This is a genomic window from Pseudomonas sp. MWU16-30316 (assembly GCF_020515645.1).
GTDB classification, from domain to species: Bacteria; Pseudomonadota; Gammaproteobacteria; order Pseudomonadales; family Pseudomonadaceae; genus Aquipseudomonas; species Aquipseudomonas cerasi.
Genome location: NZ_JAIZAZ010000001.1, coordinates 1328398 through 1347568 on the forward strand (window position 1 = coordinate 1328398; position 19171 = coordinate 1347568).

The following is a 19171-nucleotide window of genomic DNA, read 5'->3' on the forward strand; positions in this document are numbered from 1 at the left end:
CACCTTGCGAGCTACGCCATGATCGACCTTGCTACCTGGAATCTCTCCGTCCCTGTCGGAAGCCCTGCGACCATCATCGAAACCCCCAAATTGGTAAAGGGCTATCGGGATGGCTATTTCCAGTCCGGGGATACGCTGTTCTTCTGGGCACCGGTGACGGGTTCAACCACCGAAAACGCCAAGTACCCGCGTTCCGAATTGCGCGAGACGACGTCGGACGGAAGAGTCTTCAACTGGGCCTACTCCAGTGCCGACAACTTTCTGCGCGCGACACTGGAAGTCGATCAGGTGCCTTCCAGCGGCAAGATCGTGATCGGTCAGATTCACTGCTACCAGAGCACCGAACCGCTGCTGAAGGTGGAGTATCAGTACAAGGAGAAGCTGCAGACCGGCAATATCGTCGCCAAGTTTCGTCGTACGCCGGACTCGGAAATCGAGGTCATCAACATCGCCCAGGGTGTGCCGCTCAATAAGCAGTTCAACTACACCATCAACCTATCGCCGTCTGGCGATCTGACGGTGAATGCCTTCGACGCAGTCTGGTACGCCAAGCTGGATTCAGCCTGGGCCAGCAAACTGTTCTATTTCAAGGCAGGGGTCTACACCCAGGACAACACCGGCTACACCACGGAAGGCGGCTCGGCCACGTTCTACAAGCTGGCCATTGCCCACGAGAAAAAGAATTGATCCTTTCGCGCCGCAGGCTTCAGGCCGCCGGGAATATCAGACTGAAGCAGATTCTGCCGACGGCGGGTTGAGCGACTTCGACCCGACCGCCGTGCAGTTGCATGATTGCCGTGACGATCGCCAGCCCCAGGCCGTTGGAATCCGAACGCTCATGGCGTGAGGCATCACCGCGATAGAAACGATCGAACAAGCGTGCGAGGGTGGCTTCCGGCAGCACCGGTCCACGGTTCTCCACATCGATCTTCCAGTGCCCGTCCACAGCCGTCACCTGCATCAGAATCTCGCTGTCTTCATCGGCGTAGCGGATCGCATTGGCGACCAGATTGCTCAATGCACGCCGTAGCAAAATCGGATCGGCCTGCAACGTACCTTGTCCGTGGGGGCTCAGGGTCAGGTTGCGTTCTTCGGCCAGCCCTTCGAAATAGCCGGCAACCCGTTGCAGTTCATCATGCAGATCCAGCGACTGACGCTCCAGAGCGGCCTGGGCTTCGTCCGCCCGTGCCAGAAACAGGATGCTTTCCACCAGCCGCGAGATGCGCTCCAGCTCTTCCAGATTGGAGGCCAGCAGCGCCTGATATTCATCGGCGCTGCGGTTCTGGCGCAAGGCAACCTGACAATGGCCCATCAGCGAACCGACCGGTGTGCGGATTTCGTGGGCCAGATCGGCAGAGAACTGCATCAGGCGTCGGTAGCCATCGTCCAGACGGTCAAGCATGGCGTTGAAGGCGTCGCTCAATTGTTGCAGCTCGACGGGCGTATCACGGCTGTCGAGGCGTTTGTGCAGGCTGGCCGGGGTGATTGCGGCGGCATGGGCAGCCATTCTTCGCAGTGGACGCAAGCCGCGACGCAGCAGTACATAACCCAGGGCTGCGGTGATCAGAAACGCCAGGGCCACGGCTATATAGATGCGCTGACGGAAGCTGGCGAGCATGGCCATTTCCTTGACCATCAAATGCGCTGCCTGCAAACGTACTTCGACACCGTTGGACATCACCTGTACGGCAGCAGCGCGCAACGGCACGCCTTGCAGGCTCATGCCGCTGCGCAGGTCATCGACACGCAGCGGTTGGTCCTGCGCCACGGTCGGCAGTTCCGGCAAGGGCGCGTGCTGCGGGTTGACGGAGATAACCGGTGACTTGCCCGGCTCGCCGATGATGAAGATGTCTTCTTCGCTGTCGAGCATGTTCTCGAACAGCTGCGGGCTGCCCTTGAGGTTGTCCATGGTCAGGTCATAGCGCAGCAGCTTGCGAAAGTGGTCCAGTCGCGCAAGCACGGCATGGTCACTGCGTTGCATCACTGTTGCCTCGATTGACTGATACAGATACAGGCCGGCACCGCTGACGGTGAGCATCGCCACCAGAGCAAATGCCAGGGTCGAGCGCAGGGTCAGGGAAGGCTGGCGTCGCATGGCCGTACCTCGCACACATAACCAATGCCGCGCACGGTGTGGATGAGCTTGACCGGGTAGGGCAGGTCGACCTTGCTGCGCAGACGCTTGATGGCGACGTCGACGACATTGGTGTCGCTGTCGAAATTCATGTCCCAGACTTCCGAGGCAATCTGTGCCCTGGACAGTACGTCGCCTTCGCGGCGCAATAACAGGTGCAGCAGGGCGAACTCCTTGTTGGTCAGCACGATAACCTGTTGCTGACGCGTCACCCGGCGGCGCAACAGGTCCAGTTCCAGATCGGCCAGATGAAAATGGTCCGCCTCGCGCACCACGCCCCGGCGCAGGATGGTGCGGATGCGCAGCAGCAGTTCAGTGAAGGAAAATGGCTTGACCAGATAATCGTCGGCGCCCAGTTCCAGGCCGCGAATCCGGTCCTGCAACTGGTCGCGCGCGGTGAGAAACAGCACCGGCACGTCCTGCCGGGCGCGCAGTACTTCGATGATTTGCCAGCCGTCGATGCCTGGCAGCATCACGTCCAGCACGATCAGGTCGTAGCGGTTTTCCAGCGCCAGGTGCAGGCCGTCGGCCCCGTGCTGGGTCCAGTCCACCTTGTAGCCGGACTCACCCAGACCCTTCTTCAGGTACTCGCCGGTTTTGGTGTCGTCTTCAATCAGCAGGATATGCATCGTTTTGTCCGCTACGCTTTTGCCTGCACCCATGGTGCGCCGATGCCGGAGTCTAACCAGTTGCCGACAAGGTGTCCGGCGAATGACAAAAATGTCATTGCCCGGTCATTCTGCGGTGCCGGTAACGGTGCAAGGATGGGTTTCAGATATCAACTGCCAAGGAAGTACCGATGAAGACTGCACTCTCTACTACGTTCGGCCTGCTGTTGCTCAGCGCTGCTGTCATGACTCAGGCTGCTGACATGAAGGTGGTTAAACCGATGCGCGGGACCGTCGACAGCGTCAGCGCCGACACCCTCGATTTCACCACCCGCTCGGGTCAGCACGAAAGTATCAAGCTGACTGACAAGACCGGTATTCGTCTTGTGTCCGAAGCTGACTTCAAGCAAATCAAAGGCGACAGTTTTGTCGGTTCGGCTGCCATCCCGCAGGCGGACGGCACACTGAAAGCGCTGGAAGTGACCGTTTTTGAAGCCAGCCTCAAAGGCAGCGGCGAAGGCCACTATGGCTGGGAAAACGCTGATGGCAGCACCGGCACCATGACCAATGGCACCGTTGGCACGTTGGCTGGCACCGATGGCCGCACGCTGACCGTCAAATACGAGGGTGGCGAGAAGAAGCTGGTGGTGCCGCAGGATGTGCCTATCGCCTACGTCGAGCCAGGCAAGGTTGATCAGTTGACCAAGGGCGCCAAGGTCGTGGTGTTCCCGGCTGACGACGGCAAGTCTGCCCGTGGTGTGGCAGTCGGCAAGGACGGGTTTACCCCGCCGATGTAATCACCGCCAGGGCTGTCAGGGGCGCAAGGCTGCCCCTGACAGCTTTTTCCATGCCTGATCAGAGGGATCTCGACATGAAAACCCGCCCCATTCATCCGTGGCCGGTGCGCCTGACGCACTGGGTCAATGCCGTGGGCATGGTCTGTATGTTCATGAGCGGTTGGGCGATCTACAACGCATCGCCACTGATGCCGTTCACCTTTCCCAAATTCCTGACACTCGGCGGCTGGCTGGGCGGTTCCATTGCCTGGCACTTCGCGGTGATGTGGCTGTTGGTCATCAACGGTCTGATTTATGTGCTGTATGGCGTGTTCAGCCGCCATTTCAAACGCGACCTGCTGCCGGTCCGGCCGTCCGAAGTGACGCGTGACATGAGTGACGCGTTGCGTTTTCGACTGGTCCACGTCAAAGGCCGTTACAACGCGGTGCAACGGCTGATGTATTGGCTGGTGCTGGCCATGGGGGTGCTGGTGGTGCTGTCCGGCCTGGCCATCTGGAAACCGGTGCAGTTTCAGGGGCTGGTCAGTCTGCTGGGCGGATTCGATTTCGCCCGTTGGGTACATTTCGGGGCGATGACCGCCATCGGCGCATTTGTCATCGTCCATCTGCTGCTGGTCGTGCTGGTGCCCAGTACTTTGCTGCCGATGATTACCGGCGGCCGCCAGCCGAACGAAGACGGAACTGCGCAATCATGAACGAACCACGTAAACGCATCACTCAGCGTATCCGCCTGGAGCCCGCGCAGGAGCGTCAACTGATCGATATTCAGCGCCGCTCGTTTCTGCGCGCGGGGCTGACCGTGGGCGCGATGTCGATGCTCACGGGCTGCAACCTGCAGGATGGCGATCAGGTCGACAAGGTGCTGTGGGCCATGTCGCGCTGGAATGACCGGGTTCAGGCCTGGCTGTTCAATGGCCAGAAGCTGGCGCCGACCTACAGCAAGGCGCAGTTGACCAACCCGTTCCCGTTCAATGCCTTCTACCCTGAGTACAACGTGCCGGAGCTGGATCTTTCCGATTACCAGCTGGCGGTGTCGGGGCTGGTGCGGGACAAGCAGCCGTGGACGCTGGGGGCGCTGCGCAAACTGCCGCAACGCACGGACATCACGCGGTTGATCTGTATCGAGGGCTGGAGCGCGATAGGGCAGTGGGGCGGTGTGCCGTTGAAGACCTTCCTGGAGTACATCGGCGCTGATACAACGGCGCGCTTTGTCGGTTTCAAGTGCGCTGACCGCTATTACTCGAGCCTGGATATGCCCACTGCGCTGCATCCGCAGACGTTGCTGGCGCTGGACTTCGGTGAAGTGGCGCTGCCACCTGATTATGGTTACCCGTTGCGGGTGCGGGTGCCGACCAAGCTGGGTTTCAAGAATCCTAAGCACATCGTCGAGATTTTCGTCAGCAACGAGAATCCTGGGGGGTATTGGGAGGATCAGGGGTACAACTGGTTCAGCGGGATCTAGGAGCGGACGCAGAGCGTCGCACGATGGCGGTAGTGAGATTATCGTTCCTCACGCTCCAGCGTGGGAATGCCGTTCGTGACGCTCTGCGTCACACAGCGGTTCTGTGGTGTCAGGTGGATGTAGGCTCGACTCAAGTCACCTTTTCGCCCCTCGGCGAATTACTTTGATGAGGCCAAAGTAACCAAAGCCTTTCGCTCCGGTTTCCGGCCCGACTTCGTCGGGTTCCTTCGCCCTGTCACTGATCCGGGGGTCGCCGCAACGGGCCATCCATGGCCCGGTGCGGCTAGCCTGGCGTCCTGCCAGGCTACCCCCGGATCAGCGCCAGGACTCAGCCGTCACTGACGTCGCAATTTGCGTTGTCTGTGCCATCGTGGTTGAAAAGCATTTCGGTGGTAGTTAATACGATTTTGACTATCGTTCCTCACGCTCCGCGTGGGAATGCCGTTCGTGACGCTCTACGTCACATGGCGGTTTTTTCTTTGTCAGGTGGATTGAGGTTCGGCTCAGGTCACCTTTTCGCCCCTCGGCGCCTTACTTTGAAGGACCAAAGTAAGCAAAGTCCCAGCTCCGGTTTCCGGCCCGACTTCGTCGGGTTCCTTCGCCCTGGCACTGACGTCGCACTCTGCGTCGTCAGTGCCATCGCGTTAAAAAGCGCTTTCAGGCGCGGCGTTTCAGGTCAGTTCAGGCCCAGTTTGCCGCGCAGGGTCGAGAGGTCTTCTGCCAGGGTGTTGACCGGGCCGACCAGGGCTTTGCGGTCGTTCTCTTTGACTTTGTCGTAGGTTTCAAAGCCACCGTCCTTGGTCTTGTACTTGGCGAGGATTTTGTCCACGGTGGCGAAGTTCTTGTCGACTTTGCTGGAGAAGGCCTTGTCCTGCTGTTCGATCTGCGGGCGGAACAGGTCGACGATTTTTTTCGCGCCGTCGATGTTGCCCTGGAAGTCATACAGGTCGGTGTGGCTGTAACGGTCTTCTTCGCCGGAGATCTTGGTCGCTGCCACTTCTTCCAGCAGGGCTGCGGCGCCGCCGACGACTTTTTCCGGCGGGAAAGTCAGGTCGGCCACGCGCTTTTCCAGGTCCTTGACGTCGCTCAACAGCTTGTCGGCGATAGGGCCCTGATCTTTTGTGGTGTTCTGCGAGAACAGCGCATATTCCAGACGATGGAAGCCGGTGAAGTCTTCCGCCGTCACGCCTTGTTCATGGTCGTCGACGCGTGAGTCGATGGATGCGTCCAGGTCACTGAACAGTTCGGCAATCGGTTCTACCGACTCGTAGTACACGCGGGTCGGAGCGTAGAGCTTCTTGGCCGTTGCGATGTCGCCTTTCTTCACGGCATCGGTGAATTTCTGGGTGTGGCTGACCAGCTCTTCAATGTTCTCGGTCACGTAGATCTTGTAGTCCGACACCGGGCCTACCAGATCCAGCGGCGCGGTGGCGGCAAAGGCCGCCAGCGGGGTCTGGAGCAGGCCAAGGGTCAGGAGCAAAGCCAGGGGCGTCTTTTTCATGAGTGTCTTCCGGGTCGGGAGTGGATAGGTCATGCGTTTTTAGTGGGCGCTACGGCCGCCAGCAGCGAGCGACCGATGAAATCCTGGTCGCCGGTTACCCCCGGCAGGGTGAAGAAATAGCCGCCTCCGATTGGTTTGAGGTATTCCTCCAGCGGCTCGCCGTTAAGCCGGCTCTGTACCGTAATGAAGCCTTTTTCCAGATCGGCCTGGTAGCAGATGAACAGCAGGCCCATGTCCAACTGACCGTTCTTGTTAACCCCATTGGAGTAATTGAACGGGCGGCGCAGGATCAGGTTGCGCTGGCTTTCGGCAGTACGCGGGTTGGCCAGGCGGATGTGCGAATCCAGCCGGGTTTTCTTGCCTTCCGGGTCGGCCGCATAGTTGGGCACATCGCTCTCGACCTTGCCGTCCATGGGCGCGCCGGTGCTTTTGCTGCGGCCGAAAATCGATTCCTGCTCCTGCAGCGGCGTGCGGTCCCAGCGCTCGACGAAGTTGCGGATGATGCGCACCGCCTGATAGCTGCCATTGGCGGCCCAGGCCGGTTCATCGCTGCCCGGCTGCACCCAGACCAGCTCGTTCATGGTCTTCTGGTTGTTGGAATCCGGGTTCGCCGAACCGTCCCGGAAACCCAGGAAGTTGCGCGCGCTTTCCGGCGGCTGACCGGGTTTCTTCGGTGCCTGGGGCGGCACGGTGCCTTCCTGTTTCCAGCGCACCAGCAGCAGGTCGGGCAGGTTCTTGACGATGTCGCGCAGCGCATGGATGTTGCTGTCGGCAGTGTTGGCGCAGAACTGGATGCTCAGGTCGCCGTGGCAACTGGCCGGATCCAGCGCATCGTTGGGGAAACCGGTCATGCGGCTCAAGCGTTTCGGCTTGACCGGGGCCAGACCAAAACGCTCATCGAACAGCGATTCGCCCACCGACACGGTGATGGTCAGGTTGTCCGGGGTCACCACCGGACCGAGAATGCCCGAGTCCAGCGGTGGCAGTTTCGGATCGATCTCCGGCACCGGGCCACCGGTCATCAGGAACGCGATGCGCTCGTTCAGCGTGCGAAACAGGCGTTCCAGGTCCTCACGGTCGGCGGCCAGAACATCGAATGCCACAAGCATGCCCGCGGCCGGGCGCGGGTTGACGATGCCGCTCTGATGCTGGCCGTGAAACTCGTTGTGATCCTGCGTTTTTTCACTGTTCGGCGCTTCGGCGACTTGTGCAGGTGCTGCGGCAAGTACATTGCCACTCAGGCTGCTGCCAGCCAGCGCAGCCCCTGCAGCGCCGAGCCCCATCAGCACGCGGCGGCGTTGCAGGGAGGCCGGAGCGTTGGTTGTTTCTGGATTGCTGTCCGGATTTTTCATCGTGATGTGCTGTGCTCCAGTGAATCAGAGGCCAGAGAGGCCGAGTGCCGGGTCGATGCCATTGAGTGCGTCAGCCAGAGCGCCAGCCTTGGCGGCGATCTGCTTGCGCTGCGCCTCATCCACCTGGTCGTAGGGGCGCACACCACCATCAGCGCTGCTCAACGCATCGAGCGTGGTGTCCAGATCCGCCATGGCGGCGTCGATCTTCTGCAACAGATCGCCTGCACTGCGGCTCAGCAACGGACGCAGCAGGTCGACGATCTTGCGGGTGCCGTCCAGGTTGGCGGCAAAACCGTTCAGGTCGCTGTGGCTGTAACGTTCCTCTTCGCCGTTGCTGCGTACCTCAGCCAGGCTACGCAGTGTGCGAGTGGCAATGGCCGCCAGCTGTTCGGGCGCCAGCGATTGCGCCATCAACTGTTGCTTGAGCTGGGTGACATCGGTTTGCAGACGCTGCGCGATCGGCGCCAGGCCCTCGACGCTGTGTTGCTCGTACAGGCCGTATTCGATGCGGTGAAAGCCGCCGAAGCCGGGGTCCTGTTCACGTTTCTCGTAATAGTCGGCGCGGGCGTTGATTGCGTTGTCCAGCTCGGCCAGGCGCTGCGCAGCCGGTGCAATGCGCTGGTAGGCGGCGCGGGCGGGCAGGTAGGCCGCCTGGGCAGCGCTCAGGTCGCCGGCATCGATGGCCTGTTGCAGGGCGTTGACTGCCTTGATCAGCGCCGAACTCTGCAGGCTCAGGTACACGCGGTATTCGGAGAGCGGCCCGATGAAGGCGGTCATGGACGGACGCGCCTTGGCCTTGGCGTCGGACTCTGCGGTCGGCGTGACATGCAAGGTGCCGCGCGGATTGCTCAGCAGACCGCAGGTAATCGCGTAATCGCCGGGTGCCAGGTTGGCATTGATCACCTGGCTTAGCCCAGGTGCGATGTTTTCCCGTTCTTCAATCACCAGCACGCCATCGAGGATTTCCCATTCGACGGCGCGCTCCGAGCGGTTGACGATGCGGAAGGCGTTCTTGCCCGCCGCGACCGTCAAGGCGTTCGGTTCGCAGTTGTGGGCGTGGATATTGACCACGGTTTCAGTACCGGCATTGGCCGCGCGCTTTTTGGCCGCGACCTGCGAGGCGTAGTAGAACAGCCCGCCAGCGGCGATCATCAGGATCACTGAGCCGGCGACTGCCAATCGCAGGACACGGGGCGACCGGGCTTTCCCGGAAGGCCCTGAGGGACGGTTAGACATGGAGGCCCTTATTCGTTCGTAACAGAAGATGTGTTTGGCTGCATGACCTTGCCAGTCGTCGGGGTGTGCGGCTTGAAGAACAGCAGCAGTGCCCCGATCAGGTAAATCAGGTAGGCACTCAGGGTGCTGACCGTCGGCGCGTCCTGATAACCGAACATGCCCGCCAGTACCGAACCGGCAGGGCCGTCCATCGGCAGCAGCGCACTGATGTCGAAGACCACCTCCTGCAGGTGATTCCAGACGCCGGCTTCATGCAGTGCCTGAACGGAGTTGGCGAGAATGCCCGCCGCTACCACCAGAATGAACAAACCGGTCCAGCGGAAAAACAGGCTCAGGTTCAGACGCATGCTGCCGCTGTAGATGGCTACGCCGAAACCGACCGCCAGCAACAGGCCGAGCAGCGCACCCAATGGCGCGCCGGAGCCTTCGCTCTGCTGGAACACGGCGAGCAGAAAGAATACGGTTTCCAGCCCTTCGCGGGCCACGGCAAAAAACACCATGGCGATCAGCGCGTAGGTCTGGTTTTTCGAGCCGGTGAGGGCCGCGTCGAGTGATTCGTGCAGCGCATGCTTGATCGACCGCGCGACCTTGCGCATCCAGAACACCATGGAGCTGAGAATGCCGACCGCGATCAGGCCGACGATCCCTTCGAACAGTTCCTGCTGCTTCTGTGGGAACTCGGCGCTCATCAACTCAAGCCCGCCACCGACGAACAGCGAGAGCGCGGCGGCCAGAAATACGCCGATCCACACCGCAGGCATCCACTCGCCGCGGCCGGTCTGCTTCAGGTAACTGGCGATAATGCCAACGATAAGCGCGGCTTCGATGCCTTCGCGCAGCATGATCAAAAAGGGAACGAGCATATCTCACCGAGTCAAAGCTGTAGGGTGAAGGTGTCTCGGCATGTCGTAGGCCGGAAACACTGCGTAACATAATGATACTCATTCTTGAATGCGTGTAGTTGTTTTTTATCGGGATTGCGTTTTTGAAAAGTCGTTCAGGTCAGGTTCAGCTAATCGATCACGATTTTCTGAACGTTCCGTGGTCTTCGGAAATCAGCGATCATTTTCAACACCCCTGTAAACCGTGGTTGCCCCTCTGACCGCTTTATTCCGGAAATCATCATGTCATCAGAATCAGACAGCGCTGACCGCAGGCATGCCGAGGCGGTCGCTGCGCTCAGGTCCATAGACCCGCAATGGCAGTCGCTGATTGACCAGGTCGGCCCCTGTCTGCACCCGGTCAGTGCGGCGCAGGACCCGTTTCAGGCGCTGGTCAAGGCCGTCGCCTACCAGCAATTGCATGCCAGGGCAGGCGATGCGATGGTCATGAGGTTGCGTGCGCTTTTTGTGGATGACAGCTTCCCGGGGGCGCAGGCACTGGTCGAGCTGGATGATCAGGCACTGCGCTCTTGTGGGTTCTCGGCGTCCAAATGCCGGGCGATCAAGGCGATTGCCGCTGCGCGAGTGGACGGTCTGGTGCCTGAGGTCAGTGCGGCGCTGGCCATGGGCAACGAAGCGCTGGTCGAACGCCTGATCCAACTGCCGGGCGTGGGGCGCTGGACCGTGGAGATGATGCTCATTTACGGGCTCGGTCAGCTGGATGTGATGCCCGCCAGCGACTTCGGCGTGTGCGAAGGCTACCGGCGACTGTATGCTCTGGAACTCAAACCGTCGCACCGGCAAATGGCCCGGCTTGCCGAGCGCTTCGCGCCTTACCGAACCATTGCTGCCTGGTATCTGTGGCGAGTGCCGGCCGATTTCAGCGAAAACGGCTCATCTCGAATTTGAAAGCAAGAGTCGGAGTGCCCGGTGGCCCTGACAGGCGCAGGCTTATCGAAACTCAAGGCAGGCTCGACCATGGACAGCACAGAACGCACCCAACCGGCACGCGCCCCGCGCACTGAAGACGACCCGCGCTGGGACATTCTGGTCAATCGGCGTTCACACGCTGGCGCTGACTTCGTTTATGGCGTGCTGACCACCGGCATCTATTGCAACCCTTGCAGCCCGACACGCCTTCCGCGTCCGGAGAACGTGGTGTTTTTTGACAGTGCGCGCGACGCCGAGGCTGCCGGGTTTCGCCCGTCCCTGCGCAATGCCGGCGACCCGAATGCGCTGCAACTCAGGCACGCAGAAGTCGTTGCCCAAGCCTGCAGACTGATCGATGCCGCCGAATCGATGCCCAATCTGACCGAGCTCGCCGAGCAGGTCGGGATGAGCGGTTTTCATTTCCACCGTATTTTCAAAAGGCTGACCGGGCTGACGCCCAGGGCCTACAGCGTCGCCTCGTTACGCTCGCGGGTGAAAACTCAGCTCTCAGAGGACGTAAGCATTACCCGTGCGTTGTACGAGGCGGGCTACAACTCCAACAGTCGTTTCTATGAGGCTTCGCAGAACATGCTCGGCATGAAACCTTCTGAATACCGCGCGGGCGGCGCCAATGTCGATATCAGGTTCGCCCTGGGTGAAAGTTCGCTGGGTTCGATTCTGGTGGCCACCAGCAGCAAGGGCATCTGTGCGATTTCGCTCGGTGATGACCCGCATGCGCTGATCGAAGCTTTCCAGGACCAGTTTCCCAACGCCAACCTGATCGGTGCAGACGCAGCGTTCGAACAACTGGTTGCCGAGGTCGTGGGTTTTGTCGAATCACCCGCGACCGGCCTGGCGCTGCCACTGGATATCCGCGGCACGGTGTTTCAGGAGCGGGTCTGGCAGGCGCTCAGGGACATTCCCGCTGGATCGACGGCCACCTACACGCAGATCGCGGCGCAGATAGGACTGCCCAGTGCAGTCCGTGCGGTTGCCAACGCCTGCGGTGCGAACAAGCTTGCGGTGGCCATTCCCTGTCACCGGGTGGTGCGCAGCGATGGATCGTTGTCGGGCTATCGCTGGGGCGTCGAGCGCAAGCGCAAGCTGCTTGAACTCGAAGCGGCCGAGCAGGCAGGGCTGTTTTCAGAGCGTTGAGCAGCAGCCCATTTTCTGCAGAATTCGATAGGCCAGTTTTACCCGCTCCTCGTTCGGGTAGTTTTTGTTGGCGAGGATGGCAATCCCCAGCTGCTGCTCCGGAATGAACGCCACATAGCCACCGAAACCGTTGGTTGATCCGGTTTTGTTGACCCAGACCGAAGATTGCGCTGCCTGCGGCGGCTCGATCATTTCGGCTTTGACCGTGTTCAGCATGGCGCTGGCATTGCCCTCAAGCAGCGTCTCCAGACGCACCGGCAGCGGATACTGTTCCCAGATCAGGTCCTGAGTCATGCCGCCGACCTTGAAATAGCCGGTCCTTGTATCGCGCAGGGCTTTTTGCAGTGCGGCGTCGTTTTGACCGAGGTTGATGTTCGCTTCGATAAAACGGAGTACGTCCCGGGCACTCGATTTCACGCCATAGGCTTGCGCCGCCAGCGGACCTGGATTGACCCTGACCGGCTCGTCGAGCTTGTTGTAGCCCTGCGCATACAGCGCCTGCTTTTCATCGGGCACGTTGATATAGGTATTACTCAGACCCAGCGCTGGAAACAGCCGCTGCTGCAGGGCTGTTTCATACGGCAGCTTCATGCTGCGCGCCGCAACCATGCCGAGCAGGCCCACACTGGGGTTGGCGTAGGTGCGATGGGTGCCGGATAGATATTCGGGCTGCCACGCCTTGAAATATTCCATTAACTGACGGGTGTTGTGCACTTTATCCGGCACCTGAAGCGGGAAGCCGCCAGCCGTGTGAGTGCCCAGATGGAAAACCGGCACCTTGCCCAGTCGCGTAGCCTGCAACTGCGGAATATAGCTGTCGATGCTTTGCGTCAGCGACAGCTGCCCATTGGCCTGTGCCCAGGTAGCGAGGGTGGCGGTGAAGGTCTTGCTGATCGAGCCCAGTTCAAACAGCGTATCGCGGGTGACTGGCTGGCCAGTGGCTTTTGACGCGACGCCGTAGGCGTAGAACTGCTGTTTGCCCTGGTGAGTGACGGCGATCGACAGGCCCGCGATATGATTTTCCTGCATCACTTTGCTGGCTTCTGCCTGCACGAATGCGTCGACAGCCACGGTGTCGTCGTCTGCAACAGCCACCGCACTGGCCAGCAGAAGTCCTGTGCAGAGCAGCGTTCCATTCCATTGCATTGGGTTATTCCTTGTTGTTTTGGGGCATGGGCCGATCATCAGAGCGCCTTCCTGGGAGCCCCTCCGTGGTGGTCGGTCGTCAAAGGTTTGCGTAATATGCCCACTTTTTTGCGCTTCTTCCACGGAGCGCCGCTCAGGTAACCCATGAAAACGATCCGTATACGTGCCGAAGTCCTGGCAGGCCTCACCACATCTTTTGCATTGGTGCCCGAGTGCATCGCCTTTGCGCTGGTGGCTCATCTCAATCCGCTGATGGGGCTCTACGGTGCGTTCATCATCTGTACCCTGACTGCGCTGTTCGGCGGGCGTCCGGGCATGGTGTCCGGCGCGGCCGGTTCCATGGCGGTGGTGATCGTCGCGCTGGTGGTGCAGCAGGGTGTGCAGTATTTACTGGCGACCGTATTGCTGGGTGGCCTGATCATGATCCTGTTCGGCTTGCTGCGGCTCGGCAAACTGGTGCGACTGGTGCCGTATCCGGTGATGCTGGGCTTCGTCAACGGCCTGGCAATCGTCATCGCGATGGCGCAACTGGAGCACTTCAAGGTGGGTGAGTCATGGCTCAGCGGTACGCCGCTGTACGTGATGCTCGGGCTGGTGGCGCTGACCATGGCGATTGTCTATCTGTTGCCACGCCTGACCCGCATTGCGCCGCCAGCGCTGGTGGCGATCCTCAGCGTCGGGCTGGCGGTCTACCTGCTCGGCCTGCCGACCCGCACCCTGGGCGACATGGCGCACATTGCCGGTGGCTTGCCGGTATTCGCCATGCCGGACATCCCGTGGAATCTGGAGACGCTGCGCATCATTGCGCCTTACGCCATTCTGATGGCGCTGGTCGGTCTGCTGGAAACCCTGCTGACCCTGAACCTGACCGACGAGATCACCGAAACCCGTGGCTATCCGGATCGTGAGTGCGTAGCGCTGGGCGCTGCCAACGTGGTCTCCGGTGCCTTCGGCGGCATGGGCGGCTGCGCGATGATCGGCCAGACCGTCATCAACCTGAGTTCTGGCGGCCGTGGTCGTCTGTCGGGCGTGGTTGCAGGTTTGATGATCCTGATGTTCGTGCTGTTCCTCTCACCGTTGATCGAGCGCATTCCATTGGCGGCGTTGGTCGGGGTGATGTTCGTGGTCGCTCAACAGACTTTCGCCTGGGCCTCGCTGCGTGTGCTGCGCAAGGTGCCGGTCAACGATGTGCTGGCGATCATTGCCGTGACGGTGGTCACGGTGCTGACCGATCTGGCCACTGCAGTGCTGTTCGGGATCATTATCGCGGCGATCAACTTCGCCTGGCAGCAGGCTCGTGAGCTGTACGCCGACAGCCATGTCGAAGCCGACGGCAGCAAGGTCTACCACCTGCATGGCACGCTGTTCTTCGCCTCGACCACACCGTTTCTCGACCAGTTCAACCCGGCCGAAGACCCGGCGCAGGTGACACTGGATTGCCGCCACCTGAGCTTTGTCGATTACTCGGCCATCGCTGCGCTCAAAACCCTGCGCGAACGCTACGCCAAGGCGGGCAAGCACCTGCGTGTGGTCCACCTGTCCGAGCGCTGCAAGCGACTGCTCAAGCGTGCCGGCGTGCAGCATGCCTGAGTTGAGTTGAGTTGAGTTGAGTTGCGCGGCGCAGCCTCGTATAGGCTGGATGTCTTTTCTCCGATAGCGAAGGGTGTGTGCCTGATGGATGCTGTCTCTCCTCTGCAAGCCTACGAACGTGCCGTCCAGCGTGGTTTTCAACCCGATCAGGCGCAGTTGCAGGCCGCCCGGCAATTGCAGGTGTGTTACGAGGGGCTGGCCGACGCTCGAGGTCGGGCCCGGGGCGTTTATCTGTGGGGGCCGGTCGGGCGTGGCAAAACCTGGCTGATGGACCGCTTTTTCGAAAGCCTGAGCGTACCGGCCCGGCGTCAGCATTTTCATCACTTCATGCGTTGGGTGCATAAACGCATGTTCGAGTTGATGGGCACCTCCCAGCCGCTGACCGTGGTTGCCAGGGAGCTGGCGCGTGACGTGCGGGTGATGTGTTTCGATGAGCTGTTCGTCACCGATATTGGCGACGCAGTGATCCTGGGCGGGCTGCTGCAGGTCATGTTCGAGGAGGGCGTGGTGCTGGTCTGCACGTCCAACCAGCCACCGGAGCAGTTATACAGTCACGGCCATAATCGCGAGCGCTTCCTGCCAGCGGTTGCGGCCATTCTCAAGTACATGGATGTCGTGGCGGTCGACGGCGGCGAAGATCACCGACTGCACCCCGGGCAACTGCATCAGCGCTACTGGATTGCCGAAGCCGGTCGACCCAGCGCCCTACAGGGCATCTTCGAAGCGTTGAGCGCGGATCAGCCGGTTCACGACTCGCAGGTCATGCTCGGTTATCGCAGCATCAACGTGGTTCAGCATTCCGACACCGCCGTGTGGTGCCGTTACCGCGACCTTTGCGAACAGCCGCTGGCGGCCATGGATTTCATCGCCCTGTGCGATCGCTTTTCGGTGATTCTGCTCAGCGAGGTGCCGCTGCTGGGGGCAGCACAGCGCGAAGCGAAAATCGCCCGCGGCACCGAGGATGGCGTCGAGCAGGTGAGCGCAGGGGATCGCGAGCTGCCGCAGTTGTCGCCTAACGATGATGGCGTGCGACGCTTCATCGCGCTGGTCGACGAGTGCTATGACCGGCGCATTCCGCTGTATGTCGAAGCGCCGGTGCCGATGGACGAGCTGTACACCGAGGGCTATCTGTCGTTTGCCTTCCGGCGCACCCTCAGTCGACTTCAGGAAATGCAGTTGGAGCGTTTCACCGAGTCTTGACGCTCAGCTCGCATCCCGGCGTCGCTGGGCCAGCATATGCTTGGCGCCTTCGATCATCAGTACCACGACGGCCATCCAGATCGGCAGGTACGTCAGCCATTCCTCGCGACCGATGCTCTCGCCGAGCAGCAGGGCGACGCCGACCAGCAGCACCGGCTCGACATAACTGAGCAGCCCGAACAGGCTGAACGGCAGCAGGCGGCTGGCAAGGATGTAGCTGACCAGCGCCGAGGCACTGATCACCCCGAGCAGCGGAATCAGCAGGTACAACAGCGGTGCCTGTTGAATGGCCTGAGGATGGCCGTTGGCGATGAACCACAGTCCGATGGGCAGCATCAGCAGCATGTCGAACCAGAGCCCGCCGAGGTGATCGGTCTTGAGCTTGCGACGCAGCACGAAGTAAAGGGGATAGCCGCCCGCGACCAGCAGGGTTTCCCAGGAGAAACTGCCCAGCCTCCACAGCTCATGCACCACGCCGATCATGGCAAACACCGCAGCGACTTTCTGCAGGTAGGAGAGGTGCTCGCCGTATACCAAGCGGCCAGTGAGAATCATGCTCAGCGGCAGCAGGAAATAGCCCAGCGATACCTCCAGACTGCGCCCGTGCAACGGTGCCCACATGAAGATCAGCAACTGCGCACCGAGCAGCACCGAAGACAGCAGCAGCGCGAAGATCAGCGGCGGTTGCTGCCTGAGCCGGACAGCCACTTCGCGGACTCGCCGCCAGTCACCGCTGACCAGCATGAACAGCGTCGCGCATGGCACGGTGAGCAGCATGCGCCAGCCGAAGATCTCTTCACCGTCGAGCGGGGTCATCAGTGACGTATAAAAATACATGACCCCAAACAGCGTTGACGCCAGGACCGACAGCACCACACCTTTGTACACAACGGCCTCCGCGACAGCTGATTCGACAGATTACGCACCTGTCTGGTGCGCGTGGTCGTCAGTCTACTGGCCTGAGGTGCAAAAAGCTGCAAATCGGACGGCCCTTGCACGACGATGGAACGAGCCTCGTGCAAGTGCATCAGAGGTTTTGGCTAATCGATCAGCTTTGTTAGGCTGTCGCGCTGGCCGGCGTGACCGTACTCGGCAAATTACAAGGAGCATGCATGACCTCTTTCAGCACCGCAGCCCAGGATGCCAAGGCTCGGGCGGAGCAGTCTTCGACGCGTATCGCGTTTTTCATTGCCGGTTTCAGTGTCGCCTCGTGGGCGCCGCTGGTGCCTTACGTCAAACAGCGGATGGGCCTCGATGAGGGCACGCTCGGGCTCTTGTTGCTGTGTCTGGGGGTGGGCTCGATCATTTCGATGCCGTTGGCGGGAGCACTGGCGGCACGGTTAGGCTGTCGGCGCCTGCTGGTCTGTTCGACGCTGCTGATCTGCCTGTGTCTGCCGCTGCTGGCGACGATTTCCAGTCTGCCGCTATTGATCGCCACGCTGTTTCTGTTTGGCGCGAGCATGGGCGGGGTGGATTGCACGGCCAACGTGCAGGCGGTGATCGTCGAGCGCGCCAGCGGCAAGACCATGATGTCGGGCTTCCACGGCCTGTTCAGCCTCGGCGGGATTGTCGGTGCCGCGGGTGTCGCCGGCTTGCTCAGTCTGGGCATCTCGCCGTTCACGGCGATGCTGATCGTGGTATTTCTGACGTTGGTTGCGCTGGCCAAAGCGGCGCCGAATCTGTTGCCTTACGGCAGTCCGGCCGATGGGCCAGCCTTTGCCATCCCGCGTGGCGTGGTGCTGTTCATCGGCCTGCTGTGCTTCACCGTATTTCTGGCCGAAGGCGCGATGCTCGACTGGAGCGCGGTATTCCTGACCTCGTTGCGTGGTGTCGAAGCGGCGTATGCCGGGCTGGGCTATGCGGTATTCGCCGCGACCATGACCCTGGGGCGGTTGTTTGGCGATGCGGTGGTAAAACGGGTGGGCTCCAATCGGGTGATCATTCTTGGCGGACTGTGTGCCGCAGCGGGTCTGGCCGTCGCGACATTGATCCCGGTCTGGCAGGCGGCGCTGCTGGGGTATGCATTGGTAGGCGCGGGTTGCTCGAACATCGTGCCGGTGTGCTACAGCGCGGTCGGTCGGCAGAAGACCATGCCCGAAAGCGTGGCCATCCCGGCGATTACCACAGTCGGTTATGCCGGGATTCTGATCGGTCCTGCGGCAATCGGTTTCATCGCCCATGTCAGCAGCCTTGAACTGGCGTTCATGGTCGTTGCCGTGATGCTTCTGGGCGTGGCGATCGGCGGCAGCAAACTCAGGACCTGATCCCCGCTACAACCTGCGCGCCATCCCCGACACCCGGATCGAGCTTCCCCGTTGCTGCGGGATTTCGGCGCGCAGGCGCGATGGGCTGCCCATGTCCTCGCCCTGAATAATGTCTATCAAACCGCCATGCGGCCAGTCGATATCGCGCAGATAGCCGCCCAGTGCCGCCGTGGCCGCTCCGGTGGCCGGGTCCTCATAAACGCCACCGAACGCAAACGGGTTGCGGGTGTGGAACAACTGATCGGTCTCGGCCCACGCCAGCAAAATCGTCGCCCAGCCTTCACGGACCATCAGGTCGTGCCCCGCTTGTTGGTCATAGCGCATGGCCTTGAGCCTGGCGCGGCTGTTCAGCGCCAACAGCAGGTGCCCGGCACCGCCATTGATATGCGCGGGGCTAATGCGCTCATCCAGATCGGCATGGTTATAGCCGAACAGCGCCAGGGCTTCTTCCAGCAACAGCGCGCTGATCGGCGTGCTGAACGTGGGCGGCGATTGCAGCGCCGCCGACGTCAGAGAGCCCTGCGCATGGCCTTCGACAGTAATCTGCGCCTGATTGAGTGTCAGCTGATACACGCCATCGCCTTGCTGCGCCGCCAGCGCTGCGCCCAGGGCGATGGTGGCGTGCCCGCAAAACGGTACTTCTGCCAGCGGCGAGAAATACCGCACCCGCCAGCCGGCTTCGACAGGCGCAGCGAACGCCGTTTCGGAAAAACCGATGTCGGCGGCAATCTGTTGCATGACGGCATCATCGGGTAACGCATCGCCGATCCATACGCCTGCCGGGTTGCCACCGCGATCTCCATCGCTGAACGCCGCCAGTTTGAGTACTTCAGTTGTCATCGAAGGGTGTCCTTGCCTGTGTCAGTAGGGGACAGTGTGCAATGGCAAGGATTTGATTATCCAGTGAGAACATTT

General features: G+C 61.0%; 18 protein-coding genes. 9 read left to right on the forward strand and 9 right to left on the reverse strand.

Going from position 1 to position 19171, the window contains the following annotated elements; all coding sequences use genetic code 11:
* The first annotated feature begins 18 nt into the window (after positions 1–18).
* The gene (locus LCH65_RS06170; RefSeq protein WP_011268396.1) at positions 19–687 is read left to right on the forward strand and encodes a polysaccharide lyase family 7 protein; all 669 of its coding nucleotides are present in this window, start codon (positions 19–21) and stop codon (positions 685–687) included.
* A 19-nt stretch (positions 688–706) separates the two neighbouring features.
* On the opposite strand, the gene LCH65_RS06175 is transcribed toward LCH65_RS06170, so the two are convergent.
* Entirely contained in the window at positions 707–2095 is a 1389-nt protein-coding gene (locus tag LCH65_RS06175; protein WP_003370316.1) for a heavy metal sensor histidine kinase, read from the reverse strand.
* The gene (locus tag LCH65_RS06180; RefSeq protein WP_002554192.1) at positions 2074–2763 is read right to left on the reverse strand and encodes a heavy metal response regulator transcription factor; all 690 of its coding nucleotides are present in this window, start codon (positions 2761–2763) and stop codon (positions 2074–2076) included. The genes LCH65_RS06175 and LCH65_RS06180 overlap by 22 nt, the downstream gene beginning before the upstream one ends.
* A gap of 170 nt (positions 2764–2933) precedes the next feature.
* On the opposite strand from LCH65_RS06180, the gene LCH65_RS06185 reads away from it, so the two are divergent.
* The 3 genes from LCH65_RS06185 (at position 2934) to LCH65_RS06195 (ending at position 5001) form a co-directional block, all read left to right on the forward strand.
* Positions 2934–3539 carry a hypothetical protein gene (locus LCH65_RS06185; protein ID WP_002554191.1) on the forward strand — a complete coding sequence of 202 codons (606 nt, stop codon included), beginning with the start codon at positions 2934–2936 and terminating at the stop codon, positions 3537–3539.
* Between the two features lie 74 nt (positions 3540–3613).
* Entirely contained in the window at positions 3614–4234 is a 621-nt protein-coding gene (locus LCH65_RS06190; protein ID WP_003370324.1) for a cytochrome b/b6 domain-containing protein, read from the forward strand.
* Complete coding sequence (locus LCH65_RS06195; protein ID WP_003370326.1) at positions 4231–5001, forward strand: molybdopterin-dependent oxidoreductase; 771 nt, start codon at positions 4231–4233, stop codon at positions 4999–5001. The genes LCH65_RS06190 and LCH65_RS06195 overlap by 4 nt, the downstream gene beginning before the upstream one ends.
* A gap of 676 nt (positions 5002–5677) precedes the next feature.
* Here LCH65_RS06195 and efeO (LCH65_RS06200) read toward each other — a convergent pair.
* From efeO (LCH65_RS06200) to efeU, 4 genes are read right to left on the reverse strand one after another with little or no spacing between them, the layout of a single operon-like run.
* Complete coding sequence (gene efeO / locus LCH65_RS06200) at positions 5678–6502, reverse strand: iron uptake system protein EfeO (RefSeq protein ID WP_003370329.1); 825 nt, start codon at positions 6500–6502, stop codon at positions 5678–5680.
* Positions 6503–6531: 29 nt separating this feature from the next.
* The gene (gene efeB / locus LCH65_RS06205; RefSeq protein WP_003370331.1) at positions 6532–7854 is read right to left on the reverse strand and encodes an iron uptake transporter deferrochelatase/peroxidase subunit; all 1323 of its coding nucleotides are present in this window, start codon (positions 7852–7854) and stop codon (positions 6532–6534) included.
* 24 nt (positions 7855–7878) lie between these two features.
* A complete protein-coding gene (efeO, locus tag LCH65_RS06210) occupies positions 7879–9090 on the reverse strand; it encodes an iron uptake system protein EfeO (protein WP_226439235.1) in 1212 nt (403 codons plus the stop codon).
* Positions 9091–9098: 8 nt separating this feature from the next.
* A complete protein-coding gene (efeU, locus tag LCH65_RS06215; RefSeq protein ID WP_003370335.1) occupies positions 9099–9953 on the reverse strand; it encodes an iron uptake transporter permease EfeU in 855 nt (284 codons plus the stop codon).
* 261 nt (positions 9954–10214) lie between these two features.
* On the opposite strand from efeU, the gene LCH65_RS06220 reads away from it, so the two are divergent.
* Positions 10215–10880: a DNA-3-methyladenine glycosylase gene (locus tag LCH65_RS06220; RefSeq protein ID WP_003436229.1), complete on the forward strand. Its 666-nt coding sequence runs from the start codon at positions 10215–10217 to the stop codon at positions 10878–10880.
* Between the two features lie 69 nt (positions 10881–10949).
* Entirely contained in the window at positions 10950–12056 is a 1107-nt protein-coding gene (ada, locus tag LCH65_RS06225) for a bifunctional DNA-binding transcriptional regulator/O6-methylguanine-DNA methyltransferase Ada (RefSeq protein WP_074808751.1), read from the forward strand.
* Here ada and ampC read toward each other — a convergent pair.
* The gene (gene ampC / locus LCH65_RS06230) at positions 12045–13202 is read right to left on the reverse strand and encodes a class C beta-lactamase (RefSeq protein WP_074808755.1); all 1158 of its coding nucleotides are present in this window, start codon (positions 13200–13202) and stop codon (positions 12045–12047) included. The genes ada and ampC overlap by 12 nt on opposite strands.
* A 144-nt stretch (positions 13203–13346) precedes the next feature.
* Between ampC and LCH65_RS06235 the strand changes: the two genes are divergently transcribed.
* Complete coding sequence (locus tag LCH65_RS06235) at positions 13347–14792, forward strand: SulP family inorganic anion transporter (protein WP_003370343.1); 1446 nt, start codon at positions 13347–13349, stop codon at positions 14790–14792.
* An 84-nt stretch (positions 14793–14876) separates the two neighbouring features.
* Complete coding sequence (gene zapE, locus LCH65_RS06240) at positions 14877–15992, forward strand: cell division protein ZapE (protein WP_065349494.1); 1116 nt, start codon at positions 14877–14879, stop codon at positions 15990–15992.
* Between the two features lie 3 nt (positions 15993–15995).
* Here zapE and rarD read toward each other — a convergent pair whose 3' ends face one another.
* Entirely contained in the window at positions 15996–16880 is an 885-nt protein-coding gene (gene rarD, locus LCH65_RS06245) for an EamA family transporter RarD (protein WP_058397961.1), read from the reverse strand.
* A gap of 224 nt (positions 16881–17104) precedes the next feature.
* Here rarD and LCH65_RS06250 point away from each other — a divergent pair, with 224 nt between their 5' ends.
* A complete protein-coding gene (locus tag LCH65_RS06250) occupies positions 17105–18256 on the forward strand; it encodes an MFS transporter (RefSeq protein WP_003370349.1) in 1152 nt (383 codons plus the stop codon).
* A gap of 6 nt (positions 18257–18262) precedes the next feature.
* On the opposite strand, the gene LCH65_RS06255 is transcribed toward LCH65_RS06250, so the two are convergent.
* The gene (locus tag LCH65_RS06255; RefSeq protein ID WP_003370352.1) at positions 18263–19096 is read right to left on the reverse strand and encodes a PhzF family phenazine biosynthesis isomerase; all 834 of its coding nucleotides are present in this window, start codon (positions 19094–19096) and stop codon (positions 18263–18265) included.
* Positions 19097–19171 lie beyond the last annotated feature (75 nt).